Source organism: Mycolicibacter hiberniae, from assembly GCF_010729485.1.
GTDB lineage: Bacteria > Actinomycetota > Actinomycetes > Mycobacteriales > Mycobacteriaceae > Mycobacterium > Mycobacterium hiberniae.
The window spans coordinates 3,236,248-3,262,096 of record NZ_AP022609.1 but is presented as its reverse complement, the minus strand read 5'-3'; the positions used below and the strand labels follow the sequence as shown (position 1 = coordinate 3,262,096).

The window sequence follows — 25,849 nt, the reverse complement described above, 5'->3', positions numbered from 1 at the left end:
CAATTCACCCTGTCATCAGTTGATGGAGAAACCGGGTGGAGTCCGGAATTGAGGCGAGCACGGTTCCGGAATGGTCGTGGTCGGGGTAGATATGCAGCTCGACATTCTGGTGGTTATCGATCAGCTGCTGATACAGCGTCTGACTGGACCGGGGCGGCACGTCGGTGTCCCGCAGGCCGTGCCCGAGAAAGATCGGCCTGTCATACCCGTCGGTCGGGGTGCCCATGAAGCCGTCGAGCGCCGCGCCGATGCCGTCCAGCGAACTCACCGGTGCGCTGAACAGTTCGTTCAGAGTGGTTCCCGCCGCCTGCTGGTCCAACTCTGTTTTGCACATCGTTTCCGCCCGGTCTGCCAGCTCGCGCCCGCGAGGAGTCAGCACACTGTCGACGGGAGTATCAGGTAGCGCTTCGCGCAGGGCGGCCACGATGTATGAGGTGTAGCTGATCGCCGCGGGAGGCACCGATTGCGGCGGCAGATCGGGTCCGGCCTCCATGACCAGCCGTTCGATGTTGGCCGGAGTGCCGGTGGCCACCACGCCGCGATAGTCCAGGCCGGTGCCGGCGGTGAGCCGGGTGGCCCACCAGGCGCTGTTGATTGCCGCGCCGCCGCCCTGGGACTGGCCGACGATCGCCCACTTGGGGGACAGCGGCAGATCCATCTGGTGGACGGCTCGCACGGAGTCGATCACCGAGTGCGCTTCGGTGGCGCTGTTGAGGTAGCTCATCAGTCCTGGCGTGCCCAGCCCGACGTAATCGGTGCCGACCACCACATAACCCTGGTCGAGCCAGTGCGACAGGTATTCGTTGTCGCGGGGACTGCGTGGCCGGGCCGACGGGGTGCAGTCGTCGCCGAGGCCGACGGTGCCGTGCGCCCACGCGATCACCGGCCATCCCCCCGCTGGGGGCGCCCCGTGCGGCACGAAGACCGCGGCGGTGCTCACCGCGGGCCGGGCGTGCTGATCGGGCGTGGCGTACAGGATCCGGAATGCCTTGGCCGCGCCGGTCACTGACAGTGCCGGGTCGAGCGGTACCACGGTGATCAGATCCCCCTCGGCGGGAATCGCGCCGGCGTACGCGCGCGCGTCCAGCCCCGACCACTGCGGCCCCGGTTCGGCCGCGGCCGGTGTAGCCAACATCAGGGCGGCCAGCCCAACCGAGAGCAGGACCGTGCGGCGAGCCGCCCTCACCTGTTCAGACCGAGGAAGGTGAACGCCTCGGCGACTTCGAAGTCCGCCGATGTCTCACCGGCGAAGATATTGCTGTCGTCGGAGCCAAGGTCGAGCTTGCGCACCGCGGCACCCTCCTGCAAGTCCAGCTTGGTCAGGTCCACCCAGAACGCGTTGGGTGTCAGCGTCGACTCGAAGCAGTACAGCTTGCGGGTGTGGTGGGCGACCGTGCGCCAGCGGGTCGAGGAGATATTCGGCTCGCCCGGTGTGGAGATGCCGAACGGCACCGACACGTTGCGCACCACGCTGAGTACCGAGGCGAGTGCGATCTTCATATCGTCGGTTTGCGGAATCGCATTGACGTAGAACGAAGCCCGCGCAAACCGGTCAGCAGCCCGATTGGTGCCCGGCAACATGACGGTGCCACCCAGCTGCTCCCAATAGGCGTTGACCGCGAGTTGTTGATCAAAAACCGGCGAGTTCGTCATCACCTGGTACTGCCGCCCGTGGTGAATGACCTGCTTGCCGTCAACGTATTCCACGATCGCACTGTCACCAGTGGCGTCCGACAGCGACAGATGCAGAGTGGCCAGGCGGTCCTCGCCGGGCACACCGTCGGTGACCACCTCGAACGCCTCGGTGCTCAACGCTGCGACGGCTTCGGCGACGGTGGCGAAGTTGTCCAGGGCGTACTGCGCCCAGACCGAGATGCACAGTCCGGGCCGGCTGCCGTCGTATTTCGGATACACAGACTCAGCCAGCCACAGCAGGTTGGCGGACAATCCGGCTTCGTTCAAGCCGTCGGTGGTACAGATGTCGTAGCCGGTGGCCACCACACTGCCGTACTTCGCGGTCCACTCAACGGAGTTCGCGCCGGCCCGGCCGTCGCGTTTCACGCCTCGCGGCAACGCCCACAAGTTGGTCGCCAAATCCAGCTTCCAGTCCATGGACCGTCCGGTGATGATGTTGCCGTTGGGGCCCAGATAAACCAGTCGTGTACACATGCGGCTACCGTACGGGCCTTAGAGCACCTCGGCCTGCAGCCGCCGAAGATGTTGTGCGGGCAGGCCGAGCAGCTGCGAACTGCCGTGCGCGCGTTTGAAGTACAGCTGGATGTCGCTCTCCCAGGTGATCGCGATTCCGCCGTGCAGCTGCACTGCCTCGGCGGCGACCTTCGACAGCGCCTCGCTGGCCACCACACGCGCCAGTGCAGCCGAGGTCGCCGACGGTTCGGCGATGGCGTCCGCGACGACCGCGCGGGCGGCCGAAACGGCGACGTACAGGTCGGCCATCCGGTGCTTGAGCGCCTGGAAACTGCCGATCGGGCGGCCGAACTGCACCCGGCTCTTGGTGTACTCCACGGTCAGCTCCAGGCAGCGGTCCGCGGCGCCGATCTGCTCGGCGGCCAGCAGGATCGACGCGTAGTCCGCGATACCGGGGTCGTCGCCGATGGTCGTGGTCGCGGTGGGGGTGATTCGCCCCAGTCGGCGGGTGGGGTCCATGGTGGCCACCGGCTCGGTGTCGAAGCCGGTCCAGCGCTCCAGCCGGCCGTTGCGGGCGCCCACGACGATATCGGCGATGTCACCATTGGCGGCATAGCCGTCGTCGAACACGACGGCTCCGATCGCGCCGCCTTCGGCCAGCTGCTCCAACGCTTCGGCGTCGGGCTCGGCCGCTGCCAGCAGCGCCAGCTCGGCCAGGATGGTGCCCAGCAGCGGAGTCGGTACCAGCGCCTTGCCCAGTTCTTCGACAACGACCGCGGCGTCGCCGAGTTCGCCGCCGGCACCGCCGAGTTCCTCGGGCACCACCAGAGCAGCGGCGCCGACCTGTTCGCACAGCAGCTGCCACAGCGTCTCGTCGTAGCCGCGCTCGGAGTCCATCGCCACCCGAACCGCCTCGGGCGTGGCGTGCTTGTCGACCAGTGCCGCCACCGTCTGGCGCAACAGATCGCGTTCGTCGTTACGGGCCACTTAGATCGCCTCCAACACTCGCCGCCGGTGAGCGGTCGGGTTACCCCATGCGGGCCGCAGGGCCTGCACCCGCAGCAGCCACAGCGACAGATCGCATTCGCTGGTGAAGCCGATGGCGCCGTGGGTCTGCAGCGCCGAATGCGCGGCCAGCAGCGCCGCGTCGGACGCGGCCACCTTCGCGGCGCTGACATCGCGGGCGGTATCGGCAGAGTCGTCGGCGAACGATAAGGCCGCCCCGTACACCAGCGGCCGGGCCAGCTCGAGCGCGATGTGCACGTCGGCCAGCTTGTGCTTGATGGCCTGGTAGCCGCCGATCACCCGACCGAACTGGGTGCGCTGCTTGGCATAGTCGACGGCCGTGTTCAGCATCGCCTGACCGGCCCCGATGAGCTGTGCGGCAGTGGCCAGGGCAGCTATCTCGTAGGCGCGGGAGGTGTCGGCGTCCCAGGTGGTTCCGGTCGCGGCGACGTCGAAAAGGCCGCGGCTGGGGTCCACCGAGGCGTGGCGGGCGCCGGCCTGCGCCGTGCCGGCCTGGCCGTCCTCGGCCAGCAGGACCAGGTCGGCGGCCTGGGCGTCGACGGCCCGGGGGGCGTGTGGCGGCAGCGCCACGGTGGCGATCAGCTCGCCGGCGGCAAGCCCGGCCAGTTGCGAACCGGCATCGGGGGAGCCGGCGAGCAGTAGCGGCGCCACCGCAATGGACTCCACCACTGGCCCGGGCACGCACCAGCGGCCGAGTGCCTCGACGGCCAGCACCAGGTCGACGGGGTGGGCGCCGATGCCGTCGAACTCCTCCGGAACCGCCAGTGCGGTCACGCCGAGCTCGGTCAGCTGATTCCACACCCGGCGGCCCGGCTCGGTGTCACCCTGCGACCAGGCGCGCACCGCGCCGGGAACGTCGGCGGCGCCCAGGGCGGCGTCGATGCTGGCCGCAAAGTCGCGCTGATCTTGGTCTAGATCGAATTTCATTTCTTCTCCCGGGGCAGGCCCAGCAGCCGCTCGGCGATGATATTGCGCTGAATCTCGTTGGTGCCGGCGTAGATCGGCCCGCCGAGCGAGAACAGGTAACCGTGGGTCCAGGCGTCGGCGAGTTCCCCGTCGGCGCCGCGGATGTCCAGGCCGGTCTGATGCAGCGCTACGTCGAGATCGGACCAGAACACCTTGGTCACCGACGATTCCGCACCCAGCTCACCGCCGGCGGCCAGCCGGGTCACGGTGCCGAACGTCTGCAACCGATAGGCCTGGGCCTTGATCCATGCGTCGGCGACGCGGTCGGTGAACACCGGGTCGCTGCCGTGCTCTCGCCACATTTCCGCCAGCTTTTCCGCGCCCACCAGGAACCGGGCGGGGCTGCGCAGGCTCATGCCGCGCTCGTTGCTCGATGTGCTCATCGCGGCGCGCCAGCCTTCGTTCGGCACACCGATCACGTCGTTGTCGGGGACGAAGACGTCGTCGAAGAAGATCTCGCCGAAACCGGTCTCACCGCCGAGCTGTTCGATGGCGCGCACGGTGATTCCGTCGGCCTTCAGGTCGAACATGAAGTAGGTCAGGCCGTGATGGCGCTGGGCCTCCGGATCGGAGCGGAAAAGCCCGAAGCCGCGCTCGCCGAACGGGGCGCGCGAGCTCCAGATCTTCTGCCCGTTGAGCTTCCAGCCGCCGTCGACCTTGGTCGCCGTCGAGCGCAGTGACGCCAGGTCACTGCCGGACTCCGGCTCCGACCATGCCTGCGCCCAGATCTCCTCGCCGCTGGCCATCTTCGGCAGCACCCGATCCAGCTGCTCCTGTGTGCCGTGGGCGAACAGGGTCGGCGCCAGCATCGAGGTGCCGTTCGCGCTGGCTCGCCCCGGTGCGCCGGCGCGGAAGTACTCCTCCTCGTAGACCACCCACTGCAGCAGGGTGGCGTCGCGGCCACCGTATTTCTTCGGCCAGGCGATCACCGACAGGCCGGCGTCGAAAAGCACCTTGTCCCAGCGACGGTGCTGCTCGAAACCCTCCGCGGTGTCGTAGGACTCAGTGGGGAACTTGTCGGAGTTCGCGGCCAGGAAGTCGCGCACCTCGACACGAAAAGCTTCGGTCTCGTCATCGAAATTCAGGTCCATCAGGCCCACTCTCTCAACTCATGCTTGACCACCTTGCCGCCGGGATTGCGCGGTAGGGAGTCGGTGAAGGTCACCGATCTCGGTGCCTTGAAGTTCGCCAAATGCTCACGGGCGTACGCGATCACCGCGGTTTCATCCAGGGTCGAGTCGGGTCGGCGCACGATGAAAGCACGGCCCACTTCGCCGAGCCGGTCATCGGGTACCCCGATCACCGCGACGTCGGCAACGCCGTCGAGGCGAGCCAGCACCTGCTCGATCTCGGCGGGGTAGACGTTGAATCCGCCGCAGATATACATGTCCTTGAGCCGGTCGGTGATCCGCAGGTTCCCGGCGGCATCCACAGTCCCGATGTCGCCGGTGTGCAGCCAGCCCTGCTCGTCGATCGCCGCGGCGGTGGCCTGCGGGTCGTCGAGGTAGCCGAGCATGACGTTGGAGCTGCGCAGCAGTACCTCGCCGGAATCCGCATCGCCACCGGTGCTCAGTCGCAACTCGAAGTCGCCGATCGGTCGCCCGCAGGTGGTCGCGACGGTAACGGCGTCGTCGTCGGCGCGGCACATGGTGGCAAAGCCGCCGGACTCGGTCAGCCCGTAGGCGGTCAGCACGATGTCGATGTCGAGTTCGGTCTGCATGCGCTCGATCAGCACCACCGGCACGGTGGCCGCGCCGGTGACCGCGAACCGCAACGAACTCAGGTCGTAGCGGTCGCGGTCGGGGTGATCGAGCAGCGTCTGGTAGATGGTGGGGGGCCCGGGCAGCACCGTGATGCGGTGTTCTTCGATGGCGCGCAGCGCGCCGGCCGCATCGAAGGTGACCTGCGGTATCAGGGTCGCCCCGGTCTGCAGACAGGCCAGGATGCCGGCCTTGTAGCCGAAGTTGTGAAAGAACGGATTGATGCACAGGTAGCGGTCCTGCGCGGTCATCTGGCCGCACGCCGCCCAGGCGGCCGGTCCGGCCAGCGATTGCCGGTGCGCGCAGAGCACGCCCTTGCTGCGACCGGTGGTGCCGGAGGTGAACAGGATGTCGGAGAGGTCGTCGGGGCGAACGGCGGCGGCGCGGGCATCGATGTCGGCGCCAGAAACACCGTCGCCCGCGGCGATGAATTCGTCCCAGGTGCCGTCGGCGTCCCCAACGGGCACGCGGACGACGTGTTGCAGTGCGGGCAGCTGGTCGCGGTCCAGCTCGGCGAGGCGGTCGGACTTGAGGAATCGGCCCATGCCCACCAAGACCTTGGCTTCGCTGCGGACCAGGATGTCGGTCGCTTCGGCGGCGGTGTAGCGCGTGTTGAGCGGAACCAGCACGCCGCCGGCGTAGTGGATGCCCAGGCAGGCGACCACCCAGTGCCAGGTGTTCGGCGACCACAGCGCGACCCGGTCGCCGGGCTCCACGCCCAGGGCGATCAGGGCCGCGGCGGCCCGCCGCACCTCGTCGCGCAGGGCGGCGTAGGTAAAGCGGTGGTCCTCGGTGACGAGGGCGTCATGGTCGGGAAGCGCACGGGCGATGTGGTCCAGGGCCGCAGGTGTGGTCTGCGGTTGGGTACTCATAGGCGCTGCTCCTCCCCGTCGCTGAACTCTGTATTGCCGCCAGCGCGGGCTCCCTGGGCTCGACGGCTCGTAGCCGAGCAAGTGCTTGGTAGGTTAGCCTACAGGGGTGCAAGCAGTCGAGGAGTTCCGGGCTGAGGTCCGTGCATGGCTGGCCGATAACCTGGTCGGGGAATTCGCCGAGCTCAAGGGCCTCGGGGGTCCGGGGCGCGAGCATGAGGCGTTCGAGGAGCGGATGGCGTGGAACCGCCATCTGGCCGACGCCGGCCTGACCTGCCTGGGTTGGCCGGTGGAACACGGCGGGCGCGGCCTGTCGGTGGCACACCGGGTGGCGTTCTACGAGGAGTACGCCCGCGCCGACGCCCCCGACAAGGTCAATCACCTCGGCGAAGAGCTGCTGGGGCCGACCCTCATCGCATTCGGCACACCCGAGCAGCAGCAACGCTTCCTGCCCGGCATTCGCAACGTCACCGAGCTGTGGTGCCAGGGCTACTCCGAACCGGGCGCCGGCAGCGATCTGGCCAACGTGGCCACCACCGCCGTGCTCGACGGCGACCAGTGGGTCATCAACGGTCAGAAGGTGTGGACGTCACTGGCGCACCTGTCGCAGTGGTGCTTCGTGGTGGCCCGCACCGAGAAGGGCTCCAAGCGGCACAACGGACTGTCCTACCTGCTGGTGCCGCTGGACCAGCCCGGGGTCGAGGTCCGGCCGATTGTGCAGCTCACCGGCACCTCGGAGTTCAACGAGGTGTTCTTCGACGACGCGCGCACCGACGCGGATCTGGTGGTCGGTGAGCCCGGAGACGGCTGGAAAGTGGCGATGGGCACGCTCACCTTCGAGCGGGGCGTGTCGACGCTGGGGCAGCAGATCCGGTACGCGCGGGAACTCTCCTCGCTGGCTGAGCTTGCGCAGCGCAATGGCGCCGCCGAGGATCCGTTGATCCGGGAGCGGCTGACCCGGTCCTGGGTGGGCCTGCGCTCGATGCGGTCCTACGCGATGGCCACCATGGATGTCGAGCAGCCGGGCCAAGACAACGTATCGAAGTTGTTGTGGGCCAACTGGCATCGCGATCTCGGTGAGCTGGCCATGGACGTGATCGGCCGCGACTCGATGGTGCTGCGCGACGGCGAGTTCGACGAATGGCAGCGGCTCTACCTGTTCACCCGCAGCGACACCATCTACGGCGGGTCGAACGAGATTCAGCGCAACATCATCGCCGAGCGGGTTCTCGGCCTACCCCGGGAGGCAAAGGGATGAGCTCGGCCAATAAGGATCTGTCCAAGGCGCCGGACGAGGTCGCCGGGCACGGCCTGCTGAAAGGCAAGACGGTCCTGGTGACCGCCGCCGCCGGCACCGGGATCGGCTCCACCACCGCGCGGCGTGCGCTGCTCGAAGGCGCCGACGTGGTGGTCTCCGACTTCCACGAACGCCGGCTCGGCGAGACCCGCGACGAACTGGTCGGCCTCGGGCTGGGCCGCGTCGAGGCCGTGGTCTGCGACGTCACCTCCACCGCCGCGGTCGACGCGCTGTTCGACGAGGCCGTGGCGAAGATGGGCCGGCTCGACGTGCTGGTCAACAACGCCGGACTCGGCGGGCAGACCCCGGTGATCGACATGACCGACGACGAGTGGGACCGCGTGCTCAACGTGACGCTGACCTCGGTGATGCGGGCCACCCGGGCGGCGCTGCGCTACTTCCGGGAAGCCCCGCACGGCGGGGTGATCGTCAACAATGCAAGCGTGTTGGGTTGGCGTGCACAGCATTCCCAGTCGCACTACGCCGCGGCCAAGGCCGGCGTGATGGCCCTCACCCGCTGCAGCGCAATCGAGGCGGTGGAGTATGGGGTGCGGATCAACGCCGTCTCACCCTCCATTGCCCGGCACAAGTTCCTGGAGAAGACCAGCTCGGCCGAGCTGCTGGATCGCCTCGCCGACGGCGAAGCATTCGGCAGGGCCGCCGAGCCGTGGGAGATCGCCACCACCATCGCATTCTTGGCCAGCGACTACTCCAGTTACCTGACCGGCGAGATCATCTCGGTTTCCAGCCAGCGGGCCTGATGCCATGACGCGCCGTGACGAACTCCTGAATCTGGCGGCGGAGATGATCGCCGAGCGTGGCCTGCGTGCCACGACCGTGCGCGACATCGCCGACGCCGCCGGGATCCTGTCCGGGAGTCTGTATCACCACTTCTCCTCCAAGGAGGAGATGGTCGACGAGGTGCTGCGCGACTTTCTGGACTGGCTGTTCGCCCGCTATCAGCAGATCATCGATCATGAAAGCGATCCCCTGGAACGGCTCAAGGGATTGTTCCTGGCGTCGTTCGACGCGATCGAGCATCGGCACGCCCAGGTCGTGATCTACCAGGACGAGGCCAAGCGGCTGTCGTCTCACGAGCGGTTCTCCTACGTCGACGAACGCAACCGCCAGCAACGTAAGATGTGGCTTGACGTGCTGCAGCAGGGCATTGAAGCGGGATGCTTCCGGCCCGATCTCGACGTCGACCTGGTTTACCGCTTCATTCGTGACACCACCTGGGTATCGGTGCGCTGGTACCAACCGGGTGGACCGCTGACCGCCGCGGAAGTCGGCAGGCAATACCTCGCCATCGTGCTGGGTGGAATCACCAAAGAAGGAGTCTGAAAATGGCCGCTCAAGTATCGCAGGCGTACGTCATCGACGCCGTTCGCACCGCTGTCGGCAAGCGCAACGGTTCGCTGGCCTCCTATCACCCGATCGACTTGGGTGCGTTGGCTTTTCGTGGACTTCTGGACCGCGTCGGCGTCGACCCGGCCGCGGTCGACGATGTGATCACCGGCTGCGTGGACGCCATCGGCGGCCAGGCCGGCAACATCGGCCGGCTGGCCTGGTTGGCAGCCGGCTACCCCGAAGGGGTGCCCGGGGTCACTGTGGACCGGCAGTGCGGTTCGTCTCAGCAGGCCATCTCGTTCGGCGCGCAGGCGATCATGTCGCGCACCGCGGACCTGATTGTCGCCGGTGGCGTGCAGAACATGAGCTGGATTCCGATCTCGTCGGCCATGGTCGTCGGTGAGCAGTTCGGCTTCACCTCCCCGACCAATGAGTCGAAGAAGTGGCTGGAGCGCTACGGCGACGAAGAGGTCTCGCAGTTCCGCGGCGCCGAGATGATCGCGGAGCGCTGGGACATCTCCCGCGAGGACATGGAGCGCTTCGCGCTGCAGAGCCACGAGCGGGCGTTCACCGCGATCGCCGAAGGACGCTTCGACAACGAGATCATCGACGTCGACGGTTTCCGGGTCGACGAGTGCCCGCGCGAGTCCACCCTGGAGAAGATGGCCGGCCTCAAGACGCTGGTGGAGGGTGGCCGGCTTACCGCGGCGGTCTCCAGCCAGATCTGTGACGGATCGGCTGCGGTGCTGCTGGCCTCAGAAAGCGCAGTGCAGGCGCACAACCTGACTCCCCGCGCCCGCATCCATCACATCAGCGCCCGCGGCGATGACCCGGTGATCATGCTGACCGGCCCGATTCCGGCCACCCGTTACGCACTGGAGAAGACCGGTCTGAGCATCGACGACATCGACGTCGTCGAGATCAACGAGGCGTTTGCTTCGGTGGTGCAGGCCTGGATGAAGGAGTTCCCGATCGACCCGGCCAAGGTCAACCCCAACGGTGGGGCGATCGCACTGGGCCACCCGCTCGGGGCGACCGGGGCCAAGTTGTTCGCCACCATGCTCAACGAACTCGAACGCACCGGCGGTCGGTACGGCCTGCAGACCATGTGCGAAGGCGGGGGCACCGCCAACGTCACGATCATCGAGCGGCTTGGCAGCTGACGGCGGCGCTGCCGGCGCCCGCCGGCAGCACAGTCCAGGCTGGTCGGCTCAGCCCACCAGCCCGGAGATGATGTCGTCGACCGTGCGTTGCGCCAGCGCGTCCAGGTCAGCGCGGGGGGCGCCGTGCAGCGGTCCGCGCAGGGCCAACTCGGCGAACCCGTGCACCGCCGACCAGCACGGCCATTCTGCGCCTATGCGCCGCTTGGGTTGCAGCACGCCGGTGTCGGCCAATGCGTCGAGTGCCTCGAGCAGCGCCCGAAACGGCGGAGGGACTTGGCCGTCGCCTATTGCGGTGACGCCGGAGCCGAAGAAGGCCACCGTGAACCACCCCGGCTCGTCCAGGGCGAATCCGATGTAGCCGAGTCCGACCGCGCGCAGCTGGTTGCGCGCCCGGCTTTGCGGGGTGCCTCGGCTGGTTGCCGGTGGGCTCATCCGTGCGGCCATGCGGTCCCAGATGGCGACGGCCACCGCTCTCAGCAGTTCCTCCCGGTCGGCGAAGTGGCGGTAGGCGGCATTGGGGGAGACCCCGACGCGCCGCGTCGCCTCCCGTACGGTCAGGGCCTCCGGCCCGCCGAGGCGAGTCAGCTGCAGGCCGGCGTCGATCAGTGCCGCGCCCAGATCGCCGTGGTGGTAGCCCCGTATCCCAGACACCTCTTGACAGCCCCCTCGGGAAAAAGTGTACGGTGTGAACATAGTCAATGTGGACGTTGTACACATAGCAATGGGAGTTCTCGTGATGGCGGGTGTCGGGGTGCCTCCGGTTGTGGACCATCAGACTTGGCAGCGCGAACTGGATGCGTTGCGCGCCCGCGAGAAAGCGGCGACCCGGGAGCTGGACGCGATCGCCGCGCAGCGCCGCCGTCTGCCGATGGTCGCCATGGACGACTACGTGCTCGAGGGCGAACGCGGGCCCGTCTGCCTGGCCGAGGTGTTCGAGGGCAACAGTCAGCTGATCGTCTATCACCACATGTGGTCCCCGGGCCAGCAGTGGCAGTGCGCGGGATGCACCGGCTTCGCCTCGCAGTTCACCCGCCTCGAATTTCTGGGCGCCTACGACGCGCGGTTCGTGATTGTCACGCAGGGGCCAATCGACGAGGCGATCGCCTACAAGCGGCGCGTCGGCAATCAGATGGCCTGGTACAGCACCGCCAACAGTTCGTTCGGGGCCGACGTCGGTGCACCGCCGGGCGGACAGTTCGCGGTGAATGTCTTTTTGCGGCAGGGCAATGCGGTGTATCGAACCTGGCATACCAACCGGCGCGGAACCGAACAGCTCGGCCACGTGTTCTCGTTGCTCGATGTGCTGCCCTACGGGCGCCAGGAAGAGTGGCAGGACTCACCCGACGGCTGGCCGCAGAGCCCCACCTACAGCCGCTGGGCGGGCTCGCCGGAAATCGCCCAGCTCTATGGCGCCAGTTCGTAGTGTCCCCAACCGAGAAGGAGCAAGATGAGTACCGCCAAGATCGGCCTGAAGTCGATCAACCTCGTTTGCGTGCCCACCGTCGACCAGGACAAGGCCATCGCGTTCTACGAGTCGTTGGGCTTCGAGAAACGCACCGACATCCACATGGGCGACGGCTACCGGTGGGTCGAGGTCTACCCGCCGCAGGGCCTGGCGGGCATTGCGCTGGCTCCACCGCCACCGGGCAGTGGCCCCGTTGAGCCGTCCGACACCGGGATAACGCTGAACACCGACGACATCGATGCCGCACACGCCGGGATGCGGGAACTCGGAGTCGATGTCGACGCAGAGATCATGCGTCAGGGAGACCCCGTTCCGCCGATGTTCTTCTTCCGCGATCCGAGCGGACACACGTTGTTGATGGTTGAGGCCTGATCAACGCGTTCCCCGCAGGAGTATCGCGCGACGCCGGCCCACGGGCCGGCGTCGCGGGATCGGGGGCTCAGGCGATGAAGGAGCTGGCCGCCCGCAGCTGCTCGACCGCCTCGTCGACGATCGAGGTGATCAGCTCCGCGCAGGACGGCAGGCTCTCCAGGATGCCGGCGACCTGGCCGGAGGCGAGCACGCCGGCTTCGGTGTTGCCCTCCACCAGGCCCGCTTTGAGCAGCATCGGGGTGTTGGCGGCCATCAGCACCTGCGACCAGGTCAGCTCTTTGCCGTGTCGCATGGCCAAGCCGTCGCGCACCATCGTGGGCCAGCTCATCTGGGACATCTTCTTGAACTTCGCAGCGTTGCGGATCGCGGCACTGAAACCGCGCACCCGAGAGCCGCTTTCGAGCTTGTCCACCAGCTCGGTGCGCAGCACTCGGTGCGGCATCCCATCGACTCGGGTGGAGACCACCGTACCGTCGAGGCCCGCGGTCAGATAGCGCTGCTTGACCGAGTCCGGAACGGTGGAGTCACTGGTCAACAGGAACCGGGTGCCCATCGCGACGCCGGTGGCGCCGTAGGACAGCGCGGCGGCCAGGCCGCGGCCGTCGAAGAATCCACCGGCGGCGATCACCTGCACCCCGGTGCCCGCGACGGCGTCGAGCACCGACGGCAGCAGCAGTGTGGTCGCCACCGGACCGGTGTGCCCACCTCCCTCGCCGCCCTGCACGATCACCGCATCGGCGCCCCAGGACGCCACCTTCTTGGCGTGCTTGGCCGCGCCCACCGACGGGATCACCACGGCGCCCGCCTCTTTGAGCTTCTCGATCAGTTCAGCCTTGGGTGCCAGCGCGAACGACGCCACCTTGACGCCTTCGCGGATCATCAGGTCCACCCGGTCGCCGGCGTCGGAGGCATCGGCGCGGATGTTCACCCCGAACGGCTTGTCCGTGGCTGCCTTGACCTTCGCGATCGCGGTGGCCAGCTCATCGAGCGTCATGGTCGCCGAGGCGAGGATGCCCAGACCGCCGGCGTTGGCGGTCGCCGACACCAGCCGGGCGCCGGCCACCCAGCCCATACCGGTCTGCACGACCGGATGTTCGATGCCGACCAGTTCGGTCAGCGGGGTCTTTAACCTCATGCGCGCACTTCTTTGTCCCGCAGCGACTTCGGGTCGATCACCTCACGGATCAGCTGCAGCTCCTCCGGGGACGGCAGCCGGGTGGCGGGGGCGTCGGCCAAACCGTATACCTCGAACGACGTGTTGTCGGCGACCTCGTCGGCGGTGACCCCGGGGTGCAGTGAGACCGCGCGCATCTGGTGGTCAGGACCGCCGAAGTCGAACACGCCGAGGTTGGACACCACGCCGCCCAGGTTGAAGAAGCGGAACGCCGGGTTGTCCGGGTCCACCTTGTCGTAGCCGATGCCCGAGACGATGTCGACGGCCTCGCAGAACACCCGCGACGAGTGCGCGCCCACCCAGTAGCTGGTGGTGTGGTTGATCGTGTTGCCCGGTGCGCCGCGCACCCCGAACATCTGCCGCGTCGGGTGCTGCAGCGGGCCGAACGCCGACAGATTCTGGTTGCCGTAGCGGTCGATCTGGTTGGCGCCCATGATCACGTGGCGCCGGCCCCACGAGAGGGTTTCGAAGACCCGGTTGAACGGCATCCAGCCTTCCAGCGCACCGACTTTGCCGATCGCCGGGGTGTCGGCCAGGATGCGGGCCTCGCCGTCGGTGAGAACCAGGTCGGGGGAGAAGGTGAGGCGGGCGAGCCGAGCGCCGACCGTGGGCACGGTGGCCATGGGTGAGGCCATGATCTCGCCGGCGTCGCGGAACAGCTCGGCGCAGGCTACGGCACAGATCTCCGCGCGAGTGGGTGAGTCTGTCATGCTTGCGCCTCCGCTCCGAATTTCTTCACCGCAGCCTGGTAGTCGTCCTCGCTACCGGACAGGTACGTGGCCTTGAACTCCGCCCAGGTCTCATCGGACTTGGCGGCCTCGGCGTAATGCCGCTGGAACTTCTCGTCGCGGCCGTAGTCGGCTGCGCCGAGGGTGAAGTGGGCGCCCCCGGGGGCTTCCACAACTTTGTCCACCATCATCCGGTTGATCAGCTGGGTCTGGGGTGACGTGCCGGCGATCAGTTCCTCGGTGGGCACGATCTTCTCGACCGACAGGAAGCGGTGCTGCGCCGACATCAGGAACAGGTCGTCGAAGTAGGGATCGATCCCGGTGTAGGCGGCGTTGCCGCGCTCGTCGCCGATGTTCAGGTGCACGAATGCGGCGTCCAGATTCAGCGCCGGCATCGCGACCAGGGTCTCGTGTCCGCCCTCAACCGGGTACGGCGAGGTGACGGTCTTGAGTTCGCCCTCCCAGAAGTCGATCACCGAGCTGCCCAGCCCGGCGCGGATCGGCAGGAACGGCAGCCGCTGCGCGGCGGCCTGCAGCCCGCAGCGCAGCATGCCCTCGTCCATCTCGCGCGCCTCGATGGCACCGGTGGTGCGGGCTTTGGCGAACCACGGATCGTAGAACGGCGCGGAGTCCAGCGAGACGAAGCCGTAGTAGGCCCGGCGCACCTTGCCTGCCGCGCACAGCAGGCCCAGATCCGGTCCGCCGTAGGTGACCACGGTCAGGTCCTTGACGTCGGTGCGCAGGATGGCGCGGACGAACGCCATCGGTTTACGGCGCGAGCCCCAGCCGCCGATGCCGATGGTCATGCCATCGCGCAGCTCGGCGACGGCGTCGTCGAGAGTGGTGATCTTCGAGGCCATTACTTCTTCCCCTTCTCGGTACCGGCGAACTCGTCGCGGTGCTCGTCGGCCACACCGGACAGGTTGAGCTCGAAGGTGAAGCCCTGCTCCATGCGGTAGCTGGAGTTGACCTTCTGCACGTCGATGAGGTTGAGGGCTTCCTTGGCCGCCCGGATCACCCGGGTGTCCTTGGACGCAATGTCGCGGGCCACTCGAAGTGCAGCTTCGTCGAGCTCGGCGCGTGGCACCACCTCGTGCACCGATCCGTACTGGTGCAGCGTGGCGGCGTTGACGGTGGCTGCGGTGTAGAACAACCGGCGCATCATGTGCTGCGGCACCAGCCGGGACAGGTGGGTGGCCGCACCGAGGGCGCCGCGCTCGACCTCGGGCAGACCGAACTTGGCGTCGTCAGAGGCCACGATCACGTCGGCGTTGCCGACCAGGCCGATACCGCCGCCGACACAGAAGCCGTTGACCGCGGCGATCACCGGCACCGCGCACTCGTAGACGGCCTTGAAGGCGGCGAAGCAACCGCGGTTGGCGTCGATCAGAGCGGTGAAGCCCTCGGTGTTCTGCATCTCCTTGATGTCGACACCGGCGTTGAAGCCGCGGCCCTCGGCCCGCAGGATGACCGCGTGAGTGGACATGTCCTTGCCCGCTGCGGTGATGACGTCGCCCAGCTCGAACCAGGCCCGCGACGGCAGGGCGTTGACCGGCGGGTAGTCGACGGTGACCGCGACGATCCCCGGTTCGACGGTTGTGGTTGTGATCGGCATGGGCGGACTTCCCTGTCGTATTGGGGACTTGGATACCTAAGCAAGCACTTGCTTGGTACGCTAGCACAGTGGATGATGCGATCAAGCTTGGATTGACCGGCAAGGTGGTGCTGGTGACCGGTGGAGTGCGCGGCGTCGGCGCGGGCGTCAGTGCCGTCTTCGCCGACCAAGGTGCCACGGTGGTGACCTGCGCGCGGCGCCCGGTGGACGGCCTGCCGTACGAGTTCCACGCGTGCGATGTGCGCGACGACGACGCGGTGCGCGGCTTGATCGAGGCGGTCGTCGCCCGGCACGGGCGCCTGGACGTGGTGGTCAACAACGCCGGCGGCTCCCCGCACGCGCCGGCCGCCGAGGCGTCGGCGAACTTCAGTCGCAAGATCATCGAACTCAACCTGCTGGCCCCGCTGCAGGTCGCCCAGCACGCCAATGCCGTCATGCAGACCCAGGCGGCAGGCGGCTCCATCATCAACATCACCAGTGTCAGCGGCCATCGGCCGTCCCCGGGCACGGCCGCCTACAGCGCCGCCAAGGCCGGCGTGGACAACCTGACCGCCACCCTGGCCGTCGAGTGGGCGCCCAAGGTCCGGGTGAACTCGGTGGTGGTCGGCATGGTCGAGACCGAGCAGTCGGAGCTGTTCTACGGGGACGCCGAATCGCTGGCCATGGTCTCTGCCACGGTGCCGCTGGGCAGGCTCGCCAAGCCCGCCGATGTCGGTTGGGCGGCGGCGTTTCTGGCTTCCGATGCCGCGGCGTACATCAGCGGCGCCAGCCTGGAAGCACACGGCGGCGGCGAGCCGCCCGCCTACCTGAACGCTACGAGCGCCAACAAATAAAGGAGAGAACGCAGATGGGACTTCTCGACGGCCGCGTGGTCATCGTCACCGGAGCGGGCGGGGGGATCGGACGGGCGCACGCGCTCGCCTTTGCCGCCGAGGGCGCCCGGGTGGTGGTCAACGACATCGGTGTGGGCCTGGACGGTTCACCGGCCGGTGGGGGTAGTGCTGCCCAGGGCGTGGTCGACGAGATCGTCGCAGCCGGCGGGGAGGCCGTCGCCAACGGTTCGAATGTGGCCGACTGGGAGCAGTCCGCGGCGCTCATCCAGACCGCGGTGGACCACTTCGGTGGGCTCGACGTCCTGGTCAACAACGCCGGCATCGTGCGGGACCGGATGTTCGCCAACACCAGCGAGGAGGAGTTCGACGCCGTCGTCGCAGTCCACCTCAAGGGGCACTTCGCCACCATGCGGCATGCCGCGGCCTACTGGCGGGCGCGCTCCAAGGCCGGCGAAACGGTGGACGCCCGCATCATCAACACCAGTTCCGGCGCCGGCCTGCAGGGCAGTGTCGGCCAGGCCAACTACTCGGCCGCCAAGGCCGGTATCGCCGCGATGACCCTGGTCGCCGCCGCCGAGATGGGCCGCTACGGCGTCACGGTCAATGCGATCGCCCCGTCGGCACGCACCCGTATGACCGAGACTGTTTTCGCCGACATGATGGCGACCCAGGGCCAGGAGTTCGACGCGATGGCGCCGGAGAACGTGAGCCCGCTGGTGGTGTGGCTGGGCAGCGTCGAGTCGCGGGATGTGACCGGCAAGGTCTTCGAGGTCGAAGGCGGCAAGATCCGGGTTGCCGAGGGCTGGGCGCACGGCCCGCAGGCCGACAAGGGCGCTCGCTGGGAACCCGCCGAGCTGGGGCCGGTCGTCACCGACCTGCTGGCGGCGTCGCGGCCGCCGGTTCCGGTGTACGGAGCCTGACGGCTTCGTACGGTCCGGCGACGGTGGCGGTCGCCTCCATCCCGCATAAGTCAGTGCTTGCTGATCGTGGGGCGCTCGCCACGTACGTCGGGCCCGGAGCCGGTTCGTCCGGTTCGGCGCCGCGGCGACAAAGGGGCCGGTGCCTACGTTCGGTCACGGATCGAGGCGGGTAGGCACGACCCGCCCACAAGGCGTCCTGACCAGCTTTCGATCAGCGACCAGCGGGTTTATACGGCGGCGTCAATAATGTGATAAACACGTTGCCGGACAACGGACTATTGGCGGTCGCGCCGCCCCGACGTCGCGGTAATCTTTCAGCTGCTCTTAAAAGTTTCCCAGGTTCGTTGGCGCTCGCGTTGGAGGTCTCGTGTGGTTGGTGGTTGAGGTGCCGGGCAGGTCGCGCGCGGCACCACGGCCACGACACCCGCATCCCGGGGAGGGCATCCCCACCTTCGCCTGGCCGACCTTCTGGCTCGCGGTCGGCGCTGTGACCGTCTTCGCCGGGGTCGCCATCGGGGCGGCCCGCGGAACTCTGCCGCCCTGGGTCGTGATCCCCCTGAGCACCGCGGTCACCTACGTGATGTTCTCGGTGGCGCACGAAGCGCTGCACCGCTCCTTCTGCTCGGTGCGCTGGGTCAATACCGTGGTCGGCCGCCTGGCCTGGCTGTTCGTGTCACCGTCGTTCTCGCTGCCCTCCTTCGGGTACGTCCACGGCGAGCATCACCGCCACACCAACGACCCCGAGCGCGATCCCGATGTGTTCGCCACCCACGCACCGACCTGGCAGTTGCCCTTCCGCTGGGCGCTGATCGATGTCTTCTACGCGGCGTGGTACACCCGCAAGCTGCGGCAACGCATACGCCACTCCTGGCGGCGACCGGTTGCCGAAGTCGCCGAGACTTCGGTGGTGTTGCCCCTGACGGTCGCCCTGATCGTGGGCGCGATCCTGACCGATCACCTCTGGTTGCTTGCCGAGGTCGTGCTGATTCCGCAACGGCTCGGTCTGTTCATCATCGGCTGGGCGTTCGATTGGCTGCCGCACCACGGGATCGACGTCACGCAGCGCCAGGATCGGTATCGCGCCAGCCGGTTGCGGGTCGGGATGGAATGGCTGCTGGCTCCGCTGATGCTGTCGCAGAACTATCACCTGATCCATCACCTGCACCCGTGGCTGCCGTTCTACCGGTACCTGGCGGCCTGGCGCCGCAACGAGGAGCTCTACCTCGAGCACGGTGCCGCCGTCACCACCCTGCTGGGTCGGGATTTGAACACCGAGGAAACCCGGCACTGGAAACGGTGGCAATTCGTCGAGCCCGAGCCCGAGCTAGAGCCCGAGCCCGAGCTAGAGCCCGAGCCCGAGCCCGAGCTCGAGCTCGAACCCGAGCTAGAGCCCGAACCCGAGCCCCGGGTCGCCTGAGACGCCGCGCGGCCGGCTGCCGGGCGTCAGAGATGCTGGGCCGCCTCATGGGCGAGTTGCAGGCGCGAAGAGATATTGAGCTTGGTGTAGATCCGGTTCAGGTGTGAGTGCACGGTGCGGGGCGAGACGCTCAGGTGCGCGGCGATGTCTTTGTCGCGCAGCCCGGCGCTGATGAGCCGGACGACGTTGCGTTCGGCCGGAGTCAGCGAGGCCCAACCGCTGGACGGACGTTTGGCCTCGGTTTTGCCCTTCGCGTCGCCCCGGCGCGCGTGGTCGATGGCCTCCGCGATCGACCATGCGGCGCCTTGCGCCCACCGACTTTCAAAAACTCTCTGCGGCAGGGCTTCTCGCACAGCATCGACGGTGGACTCGTAGCCGGCGTCGTAAACTTTGGCCCGGACCGCGCGGGTTCGCCGTCGGACGGCGCTCGCCGCGCCGAGGAACCGGGCCGCCTCGTCGTGGCGGCCGGACGCGGCGGCGCAGGCTGCCAGCACCTCGAGCAGGTCGGCGACGGCCAGATAGGCCTCGGATTCTGTTGCGAGCGTCAGCGCGTCAAGCGCGTCTCGTTTGGCCTGCTCGGGGTCGCCTTCGGCCAGGGCCACCCGGCTCCGGACCTCCAGCAGCAGAATCCGGTGGAAGCCCATGCCCACCGACAGCGCCGCGTCGGCCCAGCGGCGTGCCGCGGCCACGTCGCCGGTTTCCAGCGCCACCCGGGCGACTGGATTGCCGTTGATTGCCAGGAGTTGGGGCAGCGCGCAGGCGTCGCACGCGGCGTCGGCGGCACCGCGCGCCCCGGACACATCGCCGGCGGCAAGCAGCGTGTCGGCCACCGCTCCGAAGCTGATGCCGCGGTGAAAGTCGATGAGTTCGGCGGCCGCCTCGACCGATGCGTTCGCCGCTGCCCGCGCAGCGCGCAGATGCCCCTGACAGGCGAGCGCTTCAGCCAGCAGCGTCAGACTCTGGGCGCTGAACAGCGGGTCACGTGCCGCCTCGGCCTCCATCGCCACGTGTCTGGCCTGATCGACGGCGTTGTCCAGCTCTGCGCGATGCAAGTGCGCCAGACCCAGGCATAGCCGGCACAGGCGCGAAACCGACCAGTCACCGATGGCTTCGGCGAGCACGGCGCCGTTGTCCGCCGCAAGGCGCGTAGCGGCGAGATCACCTGCCACGAACGCCGAATACGCCTGTATGGCATATATCTGGCTCAGTCGCCAGTCGTCGTTCAATGCGGGGGACAGCGCGATGGCCTGCTCGAAGCAGGGCAGCGCGAGTTCGGGGCTGTAGCTACAGGTGAATCCGCAGGCGGCCAGTGCCCAGGCGAGTAGGTCGGGTTCGTCCAGGCGCCGTGCAAGCGCGACGGCTTCCTCGGCCTGTTCGACTTGTTCGTAGTTTCCGGTCACCGCTTCCAAGATCGTCTTATCCGCCAGCGCGCGGGAACGGGCGCCGGGCGCCATCGCGTTGCCGGCGGCGAGCACGGTGTTGAACCAGGCAAGCCCCTCCAAGGTCCGGCTGTGTATCCACAGCGGAAGCAACGAGGAAGCCAAACGCGCGGCGGCCCCGATGTCGTTGTGCTCCCGGCTCCAGGTGAAGGCGGCCCGGAGGTTGTCGATCTCGAGTTCGGCCTGGGCGATATGCCACCCGTACCCGGCGGTCACCCCGGCGTCAAACAGCGCGGTGTAATGATCGCGGTGTCGTACCTGGATGGTCTCCGATTCCCCGGACTGCTCGAGCTTTTCCAGAGCGTATTGCTGGACCGTCTGCAACAGCCGAAACCGCGTCGCCTCTCCGGCGTTGTCGGCTACCACCAGCGATTTGTCCACCAGCTGGGTAAGTTTGTCGATGATCTGTGCGCGGGTCAGGTCGGGGCCCCCGGCCACCGCGTGGGCGGCATCGAGGTCGAACCCGCCCATGAACGGCGCCAACCGGCGAAACACCACGCGCTCGGATTCGCTCAACAGGTCGTGCGACCAGTCCTCGGAAGCACGCAGCGTCTGTTGGCGGGGCACCACCGTGCGGGCACCACCGGTCAGCAGGTGGAAGCGCTCGCCCAGTCCGTCCGCGATCTCAGTCAACGACAAAGCCCGCACCCGGGTAGCCGCCAGCTCGATGGCCAACGGTACCCCGTCCAGCCGGCGGCAGATCTCGACGACCAACTCCGCATCATCGCTGGTCTCGATCAAACCCGGCCGGACCAGGCGAGCGCGGTGCCGGAACAACTCGGCGGCCTCATCGACCAGGGAGAGCGACGGGGTCTTCCAGGTCACTTCCCCTGCCACCCCGATGGGTTCCCGACTCGTCGCCACGATGGTCAGCTCCGCGCTGGTAGCCAACAAGGTGGCAGTCAGCCGCGCGCAGGCGTCCAGCAGATGCTCGCAATTGTCGAGCACCATGAACAACTGCCGATCTGCGATGAAGCGCACCAGGGTGTCGACCGGGGAGCGGTCCGGTCGGTCGGGCAGGCCCAGCACGTGAGTCACCCGTTCGGGAACCAACTCCGGATCGGTGATCGGCGCCAGATCTACGCACCATGCGCCGTCCCGGAACCGGTCGACGAACTCCGCGGCCAGTTGTAGCGCCAAGCGGGTTTTGCCGACGCCACCGGCACCGGTCAGCGTCACCAGGCGGTTGCCGTCGACCAACCGCCGCAGCTCGGCCAGCTCGGCTTCCCGGCCGACAAAACTCGTCATCGGCGTCGGAAAATAAGGCCCGTGTACCGCACGTCCCGTGCGTAACGGTGGAAACTCAGTTGGAAGCCCGGTGTGGCAGAGCTGGAACACCCGCTCCGGGTAGGGGATCCCGCGCAGCCGGAAGGCGCCCAAGTCGAGCAGCCACGTCCGGGGCCCCAGTCGATCGGCCATCAGCTGGTGGGCGGTCTCTGACAATAACGTCTGACCGCCGTGGGCCAGGTCGCACAGCCGGGCCGCGCGGTTCACCAGGGAACGCGGATGGGCGCTGGGTTCGACCAGCGGCGCCTCGTCGGCATGTACGGCGATTCGCGGCCGGATCGATGCCCCGGGAGCGCGCTGCAACGCAAGGGCGCAGGCCACCGCGTTGCCGGCGTCGGCGAACCCGGCGGCGAACCGGTCCGCGTGGTCCTGTTCGGGCAGCCGCTCTCCGTCGTGCGCGGTGACCGCTTCACCGAGTGCGCCTTCCAACCACGAGAGCCCAGCGGTGAAAGATTCCGTCGGCGGCTGCCATTGCGGCCGGGAGTCTCCGGGACTGACCACGAGGACCGTGCGCGCAGGGGAAAGCGGCAAAACCGCTTCGCTGGCGTTCGACATCATCTACCGTTCCTCGGAGGGCAAGTAGGCCCAACACGGGCGGGCAGTCGTCCACTCACACGGATGGATCGGCTCCCCAACCCCGCAGGCGTGGCTCTTGTTCCACATCTACGCACTTTTACTGCCGTCTGGGCGACACCATACCAGCGGAGTTTGGGCAGTTTTGCTGATGATCTTGAGCCCGAACCACCGCAGAGTGTCAGGTGGCAGAGCTGCGCTCGCCCGGTCCGCCACCTCGCGTGGAGTTGTTTCGCCGATCTCCCCCTGGTCGCGATCCCCGGACTGTGGGCAGTGCCAGCAAGGATGACCTGGTTGCGGTCCCCACTCGTCAAGGCCACGGCGGCTCGGTGAGCCGTCGGCGGTATGTGCGGCGTCCTTTTTCTGCTCCATTTGTGATGCCAGCAAACTGCAGATAAAGCGCCCATCCGCGTCATGCGGGCGCCCCTGAATCTCCGGCGGTAGCGCGAAGTGAATCACGCCTCCGTCGATGAAGATTCCTGAAGTTAACCATAATTTCCGCCAAATAAGCCATCGGGAGCGACTGTGTTCGAACTCACCCCACACTGTGTCCAAGCTCTCATTTATGGGTTTGAACTGCGGGTCTTGGGGATCAGAATACGTCACAAACGGGGACTGGTTGTGGCTTTAGCCACATAAAGCGGCACCCGAGTTGCGCAAAGTAAACGAACGACCATAATTCGAACCTGCTCCAAATCTAAGTAAAAGCTATGAGAGGTTGCGCCATGGGCCGGCGGGATGCCAGCAAAGTTGTACGTTCGTCGGGCTGGCGTTCGGTGGGACGTTCCGTGGTGGGGGCGGGCAGCGCTGTTGCGGCGTTTTTGGCGTTTGGCGTCGGCCCGGCGCCCGTGGCCTCCGCGGATATCGAGGACCTGTTCGACCCGGTGTTCTGGTCGGGTCTGTCGGACGCAGCTGAGAGTGCCGAGGTCTGGTCGGGCTGGTTTGCGGACCCCGGCGCGGCGGATGCGGACTTCATCTATGACCTGTTCGAGCAGTTCGACCTGGCCGTGGCGTCCTTCTACCACGAGCAGCTGTATCTACCGCTGTACAACCTGAGCCAGGACTTCATCGCCGACAACCAGCAGTTCCTCGACCTGATCAACCAGCCGTGGGTAGACCTGTTCGGTCGTGAGTTGATCGGTAACGGCATCGATGGGTTCACGGGGACCAACGAGACGCTGTTCGGTTCGCTGGGGTGGTTCGGAAACCTCGGTGACGGCGGTTTCCTGTTCGGCGACGGTGGAGTCGGCGCAGAGGGTGTGGCCGGGATCGCCGGTGGTGTCGGTGGTGTCGGTGGCGACGCCGGCATGTTCGGCAATGGTGGTGTCGGCGGTCTCGGTGTGGAGGGCGGTGCCGGCGGCGCCGGCGGTGTCGGTGGCTGGTTGTTCGGCGATGGCGGTGCCGGCGGCGCGGGTGGGGCGTCGATCGATGCGTTGGTGGCCGGTGGCAATGGTGGTGCCGGCGGCGACGTGGTGAGCCTGTTCGGTGTCGGTTTCGGTGGCGCCGGTGGCGCCGGCGGCGCGGGGGCGGTCGGTGCGGCAGGTGCCGCGGGTCTCGATGGGGTGCTGGGAGCCTTGAACGGCGCTGCCGGTGGCGACGGCCTCACCGGTGGTCTTGGCGGCAATGGTGGTGCCGGCGGCGCGGCCGGGTTTGTGCTCGGCATCGGTGGCCTGGGCGGCGCCGGCGGCGTTGGCGGCAGTGGTGGTGTCGGTGGTGTCGGTGGCGCCGGCGGTGTGAGCCTGGACGACCTGGGCGGCAACGGTGGTGCCGGTGGTCTCGGCGGCGATGGCGGCGGCGGTGGCCGTGGCGGCGTCGGTGGTGTGGGTGGACACTTCGGTGCTGCCGGCAACGGTGGGGTCGGGGGCAATGCGGGTCTGGCCGGCGATGGTGGCGCCGGTGGTCTCGGTGGCGATGGCGCACTCGGTGGTGGCAACGGTGGCGATGGTGGCGCCGGCGGCCAGATCGGCACGGTGGTCGGTCTCGGCGGTGCCGCGGGTGAGAAGTTCATGTCCTGGTTGTGGGGCAACGCAGGCCGCCCCGGAGCCGACGGCCAGTTGCCCGTCGGGATCAGTGGCAATGGCGGCGTAGGCGGTGCGGGCGGTAACGGCACCGGCCTGTTGGCCGATGGCGACGGTTCCTCCGGTGGAAATGGTGGTGCCGGCGGCGACGGTGGCGCGCACGGCAATGGCGCCGCTGGCGGTGTGGGCGGCGACGGTGTTGCCGGTGTGACCGGTGCCGATGCCACGCTCGCGGGCGGTGCCGGGGCCTCCGGTGGTGCTGGCGGCAACGGTGGCGCCGGTGGTGCCGGCGGTTCTGGCGGCTCGGTGGTCGGTAACGCCGGCAGTGGCGGTGCCGGCGGTAAGGGTGCTGCCGGTGGTGGCGGTGGCCGTGGCGCCGACGGAGCGGCGGGCACTTTCGATGACGAGGGCGATGGCAACGGTGGGGCCGGCGGAGACGCTGGATTCGGTGGCGCGGGCGGCAATGGTGGTGCCGGTGGTGCCGCCGGTAGCGCCACCAATGGTGCCGCCGGTGTCACCGGCGCCGGCGGTGCGGCCGGTGACGGCGGCAACGCCGGGACTGCAGGTGCCGGTGGTCAGGGCGCTGCCGGCACGGCCGAGCACCCCGATGCCGGCCAGGGTGGTGCGGGCGGCAGGGGTGGAGACTTCGGCGCCGGCGGGACCGGTGGCACCGACGGTGACGGCAACGGCCAGGGTGCTGATGGGCTTGATGGCGCGGCCACGGTCGGTGGCAATGGTGGTGCCGGCGGTGACGGGTTCCTGGGTACCAACGGTGTCCAGGGCAGCATTGACGGCACTGGTGGCGGCCACGGGGGCAACGGCGGCGACGGCGGTGCCGGTGGTCTGGCCGCAGACGGTTCCTATGCTGCGCAGGGCGTGGGCGGTATCGGCGGTGATGGTGGCGCTGGCGGTAACGGTTTCAACGGTTTCAACGGCGATGGGCCGGGCGCTGACGGCACGAACGCCGGAAACGGTGGCGCGGGTGGCAACGGCGGCCAGGGCGGCCAGGGCTCCACTGTCGGCGCCCACGGCATCGGTGGTCTGGGTGGTAACGGCGGCAACGGTGGCAATGGTGCCGACGGCGGTGACGGTGCCGGCGGCGACAGCGAGCACGCGGCCGGCTATGCCGGTCAAGACGGCGGTAACGGTGGAAATGCCGGCAAGGGTGGCGCCGGAGGTTCCAGTGGCGGCGGTACCTACTCGGCCAGTGGTGCCGACGGCGTCGCGGGTATCGGTGGCAACGGCGGTGTCGGCGGCACCGGCCTGGACGGTGTCAACGGCACCGCGGAAAACCCTGATGGCACGGCTGGTGCCGCTGGCGGGGCCGGCGGTAACGGCGGCCAGGGCGGCCTAGAGGCCGACGGCGCCACGCAGGGCGCCAACGGCAATGGTGGTGCCGGTGGCCTGGGTGGCCGTGGCGGTAATGGTC

Annotated in this window: 21 protein-coding genes and 1 pseudogene; 9 read left to right on the top strand and 13 right to left on the bottom strand. The window is 68.0% G+C overall.

Features of this window, described 5'->3' with window-relative positions:
- Nucleotides 1-4: 4 nt before the first annotated feature.
- Genes G6N14_RS15470 through fadD3 form a run of 6 tightly spaced genes read right to left on the bottom strand, consistent with a single transcriptional unit; the run spans nt 5 to nt 6,772 of the window.
- A complete protein-coding gene (locus G6N14_RS15470) occupies nt 5-1,135 on the bottom strand; it encodes an alpha/beta hydrolase family protein (protein ID WP_085134182.1) in 1,131 nt (376 codons plus the stop codon).
- A 47-nt stretch (nt 1,136-1,182) separates the two neighbouring features.
- Nucleotides 1,183-2,169 carry a bile salt hydrolase gene (locus G6N14_RS15465; protein WP_085134014.1) on the bottom strand — a complete coding sequence of 329 codons (987 nt, stop codon included), beginning with the start codon at nt 2,167-2,169 and terminating at the stop codon, nt 1,183-1,185.
- 18 nt (nt 2,170-2,187) lie between these two features.
- Complete coding sequence (gene ipdE2 / locus G6N14_RS15460; RefSeq protein ID WP_085134013.1) at nt 2,188-3,135, bottom strand: acyl-CoA dehydrogenase IpdE2; 948 nt, start codon at nt 3,133-3,135, stop codon at nt 2,188-2,190.
- Nucleotides 3,136-4,101, bottom strand: coding sequence for an acyl-CoA dehydrogenase family protein (locus G6N14_RS15455; RefSeq protein ID WP_085134012.1), 966 nt, complete (start codon nt 4,099-4,101; stop codon nt 3,136-3,138).
- Nucleotides 4,098-5,231 (bottom strand): acyl-CoA dehydrogenase family protein, encoded by a 1,134-nt coding sequence (locus G6N14_RS15450; protein WP_085134181.1) that lies wholly within the window; start codon nt 5,229-5,231, stop codon nt 4,098-4,100. The genes G6N14_RS15455 and G6N14_RS15450 overlap by 4 nt, the downstream gene beginning before the upstream one ends.
- Nucleotides 5,231-6,772, bottom strand: a complete 1,542-nt coding sequence (fadD3, locus tag G6N14_RS15445) for a 3-((3aS,4S,7aS)-7a-methyl-1,5-dioxo-octahydro-1H-inden-4-yl)propanoate--CoA ligase FadD3 (protein WP_085134011.1) — start codon at nt 6,770-6,772, stop codon at nt 5,231-5,233. Before fadD3 ends, G6N14_RS15450 begins: the two co-directional genes overlap by 1 nt.
- Nucleotides 6,773-6,878: 106 nt before the next feature.
- Between fadD3 and ipdE1 the strand changes: the two genes are divergently transcribed.
- The 4 genes from ipdE1 to fadA6 are packed head-to-tail and all read left to right on the top strand — an operon-like array spanning nt 6,879 to nt 10,579.
- Complete coding sequence (gene ipdE1, locus G6N14_RS15440; RefSeq protein ID WP_085134010.1) at nt 6,879-8,027, top strand: acyl-CoA dehydrogenase IpdE1; 1,149 nt, start codon at nt 6,879-6,881, stop codon at nt 8,025-8,027.
- Nucleotides 8,024-8,827, top strand: coding sequence for a (5R,7aS)-5-hydroxy-7a-methyl-1-oxo-2,3,5,6,7,7a-hexahydro-1H-indene-carboxyl-CoA reductase (gene ipdF / locus G6N14_RS15435; protein ID WP_085134009.1), 804 nt, complete (start codon nt 8,024-8,026; stop codon nt 8,825-8,827). The genes ipdE1 and ipdF overlap by 4 nt, the downstream gene beginning before the upstream one ends.
- 4 nt (nt 8,828-8,831) lie before the next feature.
- On the top strand, nt 8,832-9,410 hold the full coding sequence (kstR2, locus tag G6N14_RS15430; RefSeq protein ID WP_046320835.1) for a TetR family transcriptional regulator KstR2: 579 nt from the start codon (nt 8,832-8,834) through the stop codon (nt 9,408-9,410).
- Nucleotides 9,411-9,412: 2 nt separating this feature from the next.
- On the top strand, nt 9,413-10,579 hold the full coding sequence (gene fadA6 / locus G6N14_RS15425; protein WP_085134008.1) for a steroid 3-ketoacyl-CoA thiolase FadA6: 1,167 nt from the start codon (nt 9,413-9,415) through the stop codon (nt 10,577-10,579).
- 48 nt (nt 10,580-10,627) lie between these two features.
- Here the strand turns inward: fadA6 and G6N14_RS15420 are convergent, their stop codons facing one another.
- Nucleotides 10,628-11,230 carry a TetR/AcrR family transcriptional regulator gene (locus G6N14_RS15420; protein ID WP_234808781.1) on the bottom strand — a complete coding sequence of 201 codons (603 nt, stop codon included), beginning with the start codon at nt 11,228-11,230 and terminating at the stop codon, nt 10,628-10,630.
- A gap of 85 nt (nt 11,231-11,315) precedes the next feature.
- Between G6N14_RS15420 and G6N14_RS15415 the strand changes: the two genes are divergently transcribed.
- Entirely contained in the window at nt 11,316-12,002 is a 687-nt protein-coding gene (locus tag G6N14_RS15415; RefSeq protein WP_085134180.1) for a DUF899 domain-containing protein, read from the top strand.
- Between the two features lie 24 nt (nt 12,003-12,026).
- Entirely contained in the window at nt 12,027-12,416 is a 390-nt protein-coding gene (locus G6N14_RS15410) for a VOC family protein (protein ID WP_085134006.1), read from the top strand.
- A 67-nt stretch (nt 12,417-12,483) separates the two neighbouring features.
- Here the strand turns inward: G6N14_RS15410 and ipdC are convergent, their stop codons facing one another.
- The 4 genes from ipdC to echA20 are packed head-to-tail and all read right to left on the bottom strand — an operon-like array spanning nt 12,484 to nt 15,933.
- Nucleotides 12,484-13,551, bottom strand: coding sequence for a (3aS,4S,5R,7aS)-5-hydroxy-7a-methyl-1-oxo-octahydro-1H-indene-4-carboxyl-CoA dehydrogenase (ipdC, locus tag G6N14_RS15405; RefSeq protein ID WP_085134005.1), 1,068 nt, complete (start codon nt 13,549-13,551; stop codon nt 12,484-12,486).
- Nucleotides 13,548-14,300 carry a cholesterol ring-cleaving hydrolase subunit IpdB gene (gene ipdB, locus G6N14_RS15400; RefSeq protein WP_085134004.1) on the bottom strand — a complete coding sequence of 251 codons (753 nt, stop codon included), beginning with the start codon at nt 14,298-14,300 and terminating at the stop codon, nt 13,548-13,550. Before ipdB ends, ipdC begins: the two co-directional genes overlap by 4 nt.
- On the bottom strand, nt 14,297-15,178 hold the full coding sequence (gene ipdA / locus G6N14_RS15395) for a cholesterol ring-cleaving hydrolase subunit IpdA (protein WP_085134003.1): 882 nt from the start codon (nt 15,176-15,178) through the stop codon (nt 14,297-14,299). The genes ipdB and ipdA overlap by 4 nt, the downstream gene beginning before the upstream one ends.
- The gene (gene echA20 / locus G6N14_RS15390) at nt 15,178-15,933 is read right to left on the bottom strand and encodes a (7aS)-7a-methyl-1,5-dioxo-2,3,5,6,7,7a-hexahydro-1H-indene-carboxyl-CoA hydrolase (protein ID WP_085134002.1); all 756 of its coding nucleotides are present in this window, start codon (nt 15,931-15,933) and stop codon (nt 15,178-15,180) included. The genes ipdA and echA20 overlap by 1 nt, the downstream gene beginning before the upstream one ends.
- A gap of 68 nt (nt 15,934-16,001) precedes the next feature.
- On the opposite strand from echA20, the gene G6N14_RS15385 reads away from it, so the two are divergent.
- From G6N14_RS15385 to G6N14_RS15375, 3 genes and pseudogenes are all read left to right on the top strand, one after another.
- Nucleotides 16,002-16,766: an SDR family oxidoreductase gene (locus tag G6N14_RS15385; protein ID WP_085134001.1), complete on the top strand. Its 765-nt coding sequence runs from the start codon at nt 16,002-16,004 to the stop codon at nt 16,764-16,766.
- Nucleotides 16,767-16,780: 14 nt separating this feature from the next.
- On the top strand, nt 16,781-17,686 hold the full coding sequence (locus G6N14_RS15380) for an SDR family oxidoreductase (RefSeq protein WP_085134000.1): 906 nt from the start codon (nt 16,781-16,783) through the stop codon (nt 17,684-17,686).
- Nucleotides 17,687-18,053: 367 nt separating this feature from the next.
- A pseudogene (locus tag G6N14_RS15375) lies at nt 18,054-18,980 on the top strand (fatty acid desaturase); the annotation flags it as partial.
- Between the two features lie 149 nt (nt 18,981-19,129).
- Here G6N14_RS15375 and G6N14_RS15370 read toward each other — a convergent pair.
- Nucleotides 19,130-22,387: a LuxR C-terminal-related transcriptional regulator gene (locus tag G6N14_RS15370; RefSeq protein WP_109559661.1), complete on the bottom strand. Its 3,258-nt coding sequence runs from the start codon at nt 22,385-22,387 to the stop codon at nt 19,130-19,132.
- A gap of 1,052 nt (nt 22,388-23,439) precedes the next feature.
- Entirely contained in the window at nt 23,440-25,554 is a 2,115-nt protein-coding gene (locus G6N14_RS21260; RefSeq protein WP_163787196.1) for a hypothetical protein, read from the bottom strand.
- Nucleotides 25,555-25,849 lie beyond the last annotated feature (295 nt).